At 69.1% G+C, this 6,000-nt stretch carries 4 protein-coding genes and 1 rRNA gene; 2 read left to right on the top strand and 3 right to left on the bottom strand.

The window, feature by feature from the left end; genetic code table 11:
- Window positions 1-90: ribosomal RNA gene (locus ABZ915_RS21255) — 16S ribosomal RNA — on the bottom strand; the annotation flags it as partial.
- A 575-nt stretch (window positions 91-665) separates the two neighbouring features.
- On the opposite strand from ABZ915_RS21255, the gene ABZ915_RS21250 reads away from it, so the two are divergent.
- Window positions 666-1,115, top strand: a complete 450-nt coding sequence (locus tag ABZ915_RS21250; protein WP_361805090.1) for a PTS glucose transporter subunit IIA — start codon at window positions 666-668, stop codon at window positions 1,113-1,115.
- A 79-nt stretch (window positions 1,116-1,194) separates the two neighbouring features.
- The gene (gene ptsP / locus ABZ915_RS21245; protein WP_361805087.1) at window positions 1,195-2,865 is read left to right on the top strand and encodes a phosphoenolpyruvate--protein phosphotransferase; all 1,671 of its coding nucleotides are present in this window, start codon (window positions 1,195-1,197) and stop codon (window positions 2,863-2,865) included.
- Between the two features lie 66 nt (window positions 2,866-2,931).
- Here the strand turns inward: ptsP and ABZ915_RS21240 are convergent, their stop codons facing one another.
- Together ABZ915_RS21240 and ABZ915_RS21235 are read right to left on the bottom strand one after the other, a co-directional pair.
- Window positions 2,932-3,828, bottom strand: coding sequence for a hypothetical protein (locus tag ABZ915_RS21240; protein WP_361805085.1), 897 nt, complete (start codon window positions 3,826-3,828; stop codon window positions 2,932-2,934).
- A gap of 102 nt (window positions 3,829-3,930) precedes the next feature.
- A complete protein-coding gene (locus ABZ915_RS21235; protein WP_361805082.1) occupies window positions 3,931-5,898 on the bottom strand; it encodes an acetoacetate--CoA ligase in 1,968 nt (655 codons plus the stop codon).
- Window positions 5,899-6,000: the final 102 nt, after the last annotated feature.

Genomic DNA, 6,000 nt, shown 5'->3' with positions numbered 1-6,000 from the left:
AATCCCCACCGAAGTGGTTCATCGTTCGACTTGCATGTGTTAAGCACGCCGCCAGCGTTCGTCCTGAGCCAGGATCAAACTCTCCGTGAATGTTTACTCGGTCAGTAAATTAATACAGCCGGTGCAACACCACGAGAGCGGTGCGAGGGGAGGAATAATCCCCTCGCACACAGCGTCCTCGCTGTGTTTTTCAAAGGAACCTCGTCCCGGTCGTGATGACCGAAGACGGGGTATCAACATATCTGGCGTTGATTTTTGGCACGCTGTTGAGTTCTCAAGGAACGGTCGCTTCCTTTGTACTCACCCGAGAGACTCTCTCGTGGCTTTCCTCCGGGCGCTTCCCTTCGGTGTTTCCAACACTATCAGTGTTTTTCCGTCTCTCTGACCACTCTCCTGCGGGCATGCAGAAGACGACCCCGAGATAGGATCTGACAAGTTGGATGCTGCCGAGCAAGGACGCTTGGTTGCGTCATCCGGCGTCGAGCAGGGTTACGACTGTACACGGGGCCTCGAAGACGGTGCAAATCGCCGGGGCTTGTGGTCTAGACCTCTTGCCAGTAACTTCCATACGGAACCGTCACTTCCCATGACATACGCTGCTGCCAGTGCGTCGTCCGGGACAGGCAGTGACGGCCCATTTGATCTCCACCCCTGGGAGGCTTCCCATGACCACCGTGACGTCCCCGCTCGCCGGACGTGCCATCGGACTGGCGGCTGTGCCCGATCCGGTCTTCTCCGGGGCCATGGTCGGCCCGGGCACCGCCATCGACCCCGTGCGGGAGCCTTCCGAGGCCGTCTCGCCCGTCGACGGCGTCATCGTTTCTCTGCACCCGCACGCGTTCGTCGTCGTCGACGAGCAGGGGCACGGCGTGCTCACCCACCTTGGCATCGACACGGTGCAGCTCAATGGCGAAGGCTTCGAGCTGCTCGTCAACAAGGGCGACAAGGTGACGCGTGGGCAGGCCGTCGTGCGCTGGAACCCGGCCGCCGTCGAGGCCGCCGGCAAGTCCGCGGTGTGCCCCGTCGTGGCTCTGGAGGCCACGGCCGAGTCCCTCTCCGACCTCCGTGACGACGGCGAAGTGAAGGCCGGCGACAGTCTCTTCCTCTGGAAGTGACGTCCACGCCGTCGTAGAGACGGTGAACAGAACAACCATTGCGGCGGCGGGACCCGCCGCACTAACGGAGACGGGTGAGATGGAGACAACGCTGCGAGGCGTCGGCGTGAGCCACGGTGTGGCGATCGGCGAGGTTCGGCACATGGGAACGGCGGTGCTGGAGCCGCCCGCCAAGCAGATCCCGGCGGAGGAAGCGGAGCGCGAACAGGGGCGTGCCCGGCAGGCCGTGGATGCTGTGGCTGCCGATTTGATGGCGCGCGGCAATCTGGCGGGGGGCGAGGCCCAGGCGGTGCTCGAGGCACAGGCCATGATGGCCCAGGACCCCGAGCTCATGGCGGATGTGGAGCGGCGCATCGCCGTCGGGAGCACGGCCGAGCGTGCCGTCTACGACGCGTTCGCCGCCTACCGCGAGCTGCTGGCCGGCGCCGGTGAGTACCTCGCCGGGCGCGTGGCCGACCTCGACGACGTGCGGAATCGTATCGTCGCCCGGCTGCTGGGCGTGCCCATGCCGGGTGTACCGGACAGCGACGAGCCCTATGTGCTGGTCGCCCGTGACCTGGCGCCGGCCGACACCGCGCTGCTGGACCCGACGCTGGTGCTCGGCTTCGTCACCGAGGAGGGCGGTCCGACCAGTCACAGCGCGATCCTGGCGCGGGCGCTCGGTGTGCCCGCCGTGGTGGCGCTGCCGGGTGCCGGCGAGCTCACCGAGGGCACGCTGATCGCGGTCGACGGCAGCACCGGCGACATCTTCGTGAACCCGAGCGAGGAGAAGAAGGCGCAGCTCGAGGCCGCGGCCGCGGAGCGCAAGGCCGCGCTGGCCGCCTCCACCGGGCCGGGCGCCACCGCCGACGGGCACATGGTTCCGCTGCTGGCCAATGTCGGCGGTCCGGCGGACGTTCCGGCCGCTGTCGTGGCAGGGGCAGAGGGCGTCGGTCTGTTCCGTACCGAATTCCTCTTCCTCGACGACAGCAAGAACGCTCCCTCCGAGCAGAAGCAGATCGAGGCCTATCGGCAGGTCCTCGAGGCGTTCCCCGAGGGCCGCGTCGTGGTCCGTGTCCTGGACGCGGGTGCCGACAAGCCGCTGGACTTCCTGACGCCGGCGGACGAGCCCAACCCTGCGCTGGGCGTGCGGGGCCTGCGGACGCTGCTGGACCATCCGGACATCCTGCGCACGCAGCTGACGGCGCTGGCGAAGGCCGCGGAGGGGCTGCCGGTCTACCTCGAGGTCATGGCCCCGATGGTGGCCGACCGTGCCGACGCCAGAGCGTTCGCGGATGCGTGCCGGGACGCCGGGCTCCAGGCGAAGTTCGGCGCGATGGTGGAGATCCCGTCGGCCGCGCTGCGGGCGCGCTCGGTGCTGCAGGAGGTGGAGTTCCTGTCCTTGGGAACCAATGACCTCGCGCAGTACACCTTCGCCGCGGACCGTCAGGTGGGTGCGGTGTCCCGACTACAGGATCCTTGGCAGCCCGCTCTGCTCGACCTGGTCGCGCTGTCCGCGGAGGCGGCCAAGGCCGAGGGCAAGAGCTGTGGCGTGTGCGGCGAGGCCGCGTCGGACCCGCTGCTGGCGTGTGTACTGACGGGTCTGGGTGTCACCTCCCTGTCCATGGGCGCGGCGTCGATTCCTTATGTCCGGGCGACGCTCGCGAAGTACACGCTGGCGCAGTGCGAGCGTGCCGCGGCGGCCGCGCGGGCGACGGAGAGCGCCGCGGAGGCGCGCAGCGCTGCCCAGGCGGTGCTGTCCGGCGAGTAGGCCGGGCCCGGCACATCGGCTGTTCTCAGGGGCGCTCCATCTGCGGATGGAGCGCCCCTGGTGCGTTCAGTGGTGGTGCTCCGTTGCCGTGTCCTCCCCTCCGAGGTCGGGGGCCACGCAGTAGTCGACGCCTGATTCCGGGGAGATGAGGTCGCCGGTTTCGATGTCGGTGCAGTAGGCGTCGAAGACCTCGCCCGCGGTCAGGGGTTGCAGGCCGTCTCCGCGCAGGCGCCAGCCGTAGACCCGGTCGGCCTTGCCCTGGGCACTGGTGCGCATGACGAGTCCGCCGGGGCTGCGTGTGCCGAGGCCGACGGCGAGGACGGTGGTGAATTCGAGGACCTCGGCTTCGTCGAGGTGGAGGCTGCCGTCGGTGTCGTCGTCGGCGTGCAGGACGGAGACGAGTGCTTCGGGTGTTCCCGAGACGCTGCAGACGAGGTGCCGGTCGCCGGGCGGGGCGGTGTCGAGGATGCGGACGATCAGGTCGGAGGCACGCGTGAAGGCGGCGCGGCCGATGTCCTCGCCGCAGGTGGGGCAGGGGCCCAGGCGGGCCAGCAGGGTGGCGGCGTATTCCCAGGTGGCTTGTCGGACGGCCTCGTCGACGAGGGCGGGCACGAGGTCGGTGAGTGCCTGGCCTTCGTAGGAGACGGTGGGGCCCGTGGCCGCGAGTTCGGCGGTGAAGCGGGTGCGGCTCGACGGGTGGTCCGGGTCGAGGCCGTTCGCCGCGCAGAACTCCGCGTACTCCTCGGGGTCGAAGAGGGCGACCGTGGTGTGGCTGCCCTGGGAGGCGCGGGTCCGGAGGAGGGCTTCCACCTGTTGGAGGTAGGTGGTGTGGTCGTCGAAGGTGAAGCTGCGGTAGCGCCGCATGGCTCGGAAGTCGTGCTCGTCGGTGAGCAGGCCGATGATGCCGGCGATTTCGCGGCGCAGGACGCGTCGCATGGTCTGGTGGTCGGTGGTGTGCGCCATGTTTCCCCCTGTGCGCAGTCGATCAATGCTCACTCACCGTAACCGGCGGCACTGACAATCGGGCTGCGCACGGGGTCCGGCGGATGGGGCCCGCGCTGTGGATCAGGCTCGTTTGCGGGCCAGTTCCTCGTAGAAGCCGAGGAGGGCGAGGTTGTCGATCGAGCCCGGGTTGACGGCCTTGTCCAGGGGGGTGCCCTGTAGGAGTCGCTTGATCGGGACCTCGATGCGCTTTCCGGTGAGGGTGTGCGGTACGCCGGGCACCTCGACGATCTCGTCGGGGACGTGGCGCGGTGAGAGCTGTTCGCGGATGGCCTGCTTGATGCGGTTGAGGAGGGTCTCGTCGAGGACGGCTCCGGGCGCCAGGTGCACGAACAGGGGCATCCAGTAGCCGCCGTCGGGCTGCTCGATGCCGATGACCAGGGATTCCTTGATCTCCGGGAGTCGTTCGACGACCTCGTAGATGTCGGCCGAGCCCATGCGGACGCCCTGCCGGTTCAGGGTGGAGTCGGAGCGGCCGTGGATGACGACGGAGCCCCGCGAGGTGACGGTGATCCAGTCACCGTGGCGCCAGACGCCGGGGTAGGTGTCGAAGTAGCTGTCGTGGTAGCGGCTGCCGTCGGGGTCGTTCCAGAAGTGGATCGGCATCGATGGCATGGGGTTGGTGACGACGAGTTCGCCCACCTCGTCGACGAGGGGCTTTCCGGCCGGGTCCCAGGACTGCAGATCGGTGCCGAGGCTGGGCGCCTGGAGTTCGCCGGTGTACACGGGGAGCGTCGGTACGGCACCCGCGAAGCATGAGCACACGTCCGTGCCGCCGCTGACCGAGGCGATCCACAGGTCCTCGCGGACCTCGTCGTGCAGCCAGCGGAAACCGTCGGGGGGCAAGGGCGAGCCGGTGGTGGCCACGCACCGCACCCGTGAGAGGTCGAAGTCGCGGGACGGATGGACGCCCGCCTTGCGGCAGGCCATGACGTATGCGGCCGACGTGCCGTACAGGGTTGCGCCGGTGCGCTCGGCGACCCGCCACTGGGCGCCCGTGTCCGGGTAGCCGGGGCTGCCGTCGTACAGGACCACGGTCGTGCCGGTGAGGAGGCCGGAGACGAGGAAGTTCCACATCATCCAGCCGGTCGAGGTGTACCAGAAGAAGCGGTCCTCGGGGCCCAGGTCACAGTGCAGGCCGAGCTGCTTGAGGTGCTCGACCAGGATGCCGCCCTGGGATTGGACGATGGCCTTGGGCAGGCCGGTCGTCCCGGAGGAGTAGAGCACCCACAGGGGGTGGTCGAACGGGACCTGCTCGAAGACGGGATCCGCGTCGGCCGATGTCAGGGCCGACCACTCCAGGGCTCCCTCGGGGGCTTCGGTGCCGAGCAGGGGGATGTGGACGACGGCGCGCAGGGTGGGCAGTTCACGGCGCAGCTCGGCGACGATCTCGCGCCGGTCGTGTTCCTTCCCGCCGTAGCGGTAGCCGTCGACGGTGAACAGGACGACCGGTTCGACCTGCTGGAAGCGGTCGAGGACACTGCGGGCGCCGAAGTCGGGTGCGCAGGAGGTCCACACCGCGCCGACGGCGGCCGTGGCGAGCAGGGCGACGACGGCCTGCGTGATGTTGGGGAGGTAGCCGCTGACGCGGTCTCCGGGGCGTACGCCGAGGGCGCGCAGCTCAGTGGTCAGGGAGCCGACCTGACGGCGCAGCTCGGACCAGGTCACCGGGCGGGGTTCGTGGGTTTCGTCGACATACAGGAGCGCGGGTTGGTCCGGGCGGTCCGCGGCGGCGCGCAGGGCGTGTTCGGCGTAGTTCAGGGTGGCTCCGGGGAACCACTGCGCGCCGGGCATCGAGCGGTCTCCCAGCACGCGCGCGTAGGGCGTGGAGAAACGTACGTCGAACCACTCCGTGACGGCCTTCCAGAAGGTGTCCAGGTGGTCGACGGACCAGCGGTGCAGCGCGGGGTAGCCGCCGTCGGCCGGGGCGCCGTGGTGCTCGGCCGCCCAGGCCTGGAACTGGGTGATCCGGGCTCGGGCGATCCGTTCCGGATCCGGCTGCCAGAGCGGCTGGGGGTTCGCGGTCGACATGGGGCGGCTCCCGGACTGTGCGCTTCGTGGGCGTCGGTCGCGCACGGGCTGGGTGTGCGCGTACGCGGCTGACACGGACGATGCCATGTGATCGACTTCTGC

It is taken from the genome of Streptomyces sp. NPDC046915, assembly GCF_040644935.1.
Classification (GTDB): Bacteria; Actinomycetota; Actinomycetes; order Streptomycetales; family Streptomycetaceae; genus Streptomyces.
Note: the sequence above shows the minus strand (reverse complement) of the source record. Positions and strands in the feature narration are given on the sequence as shown.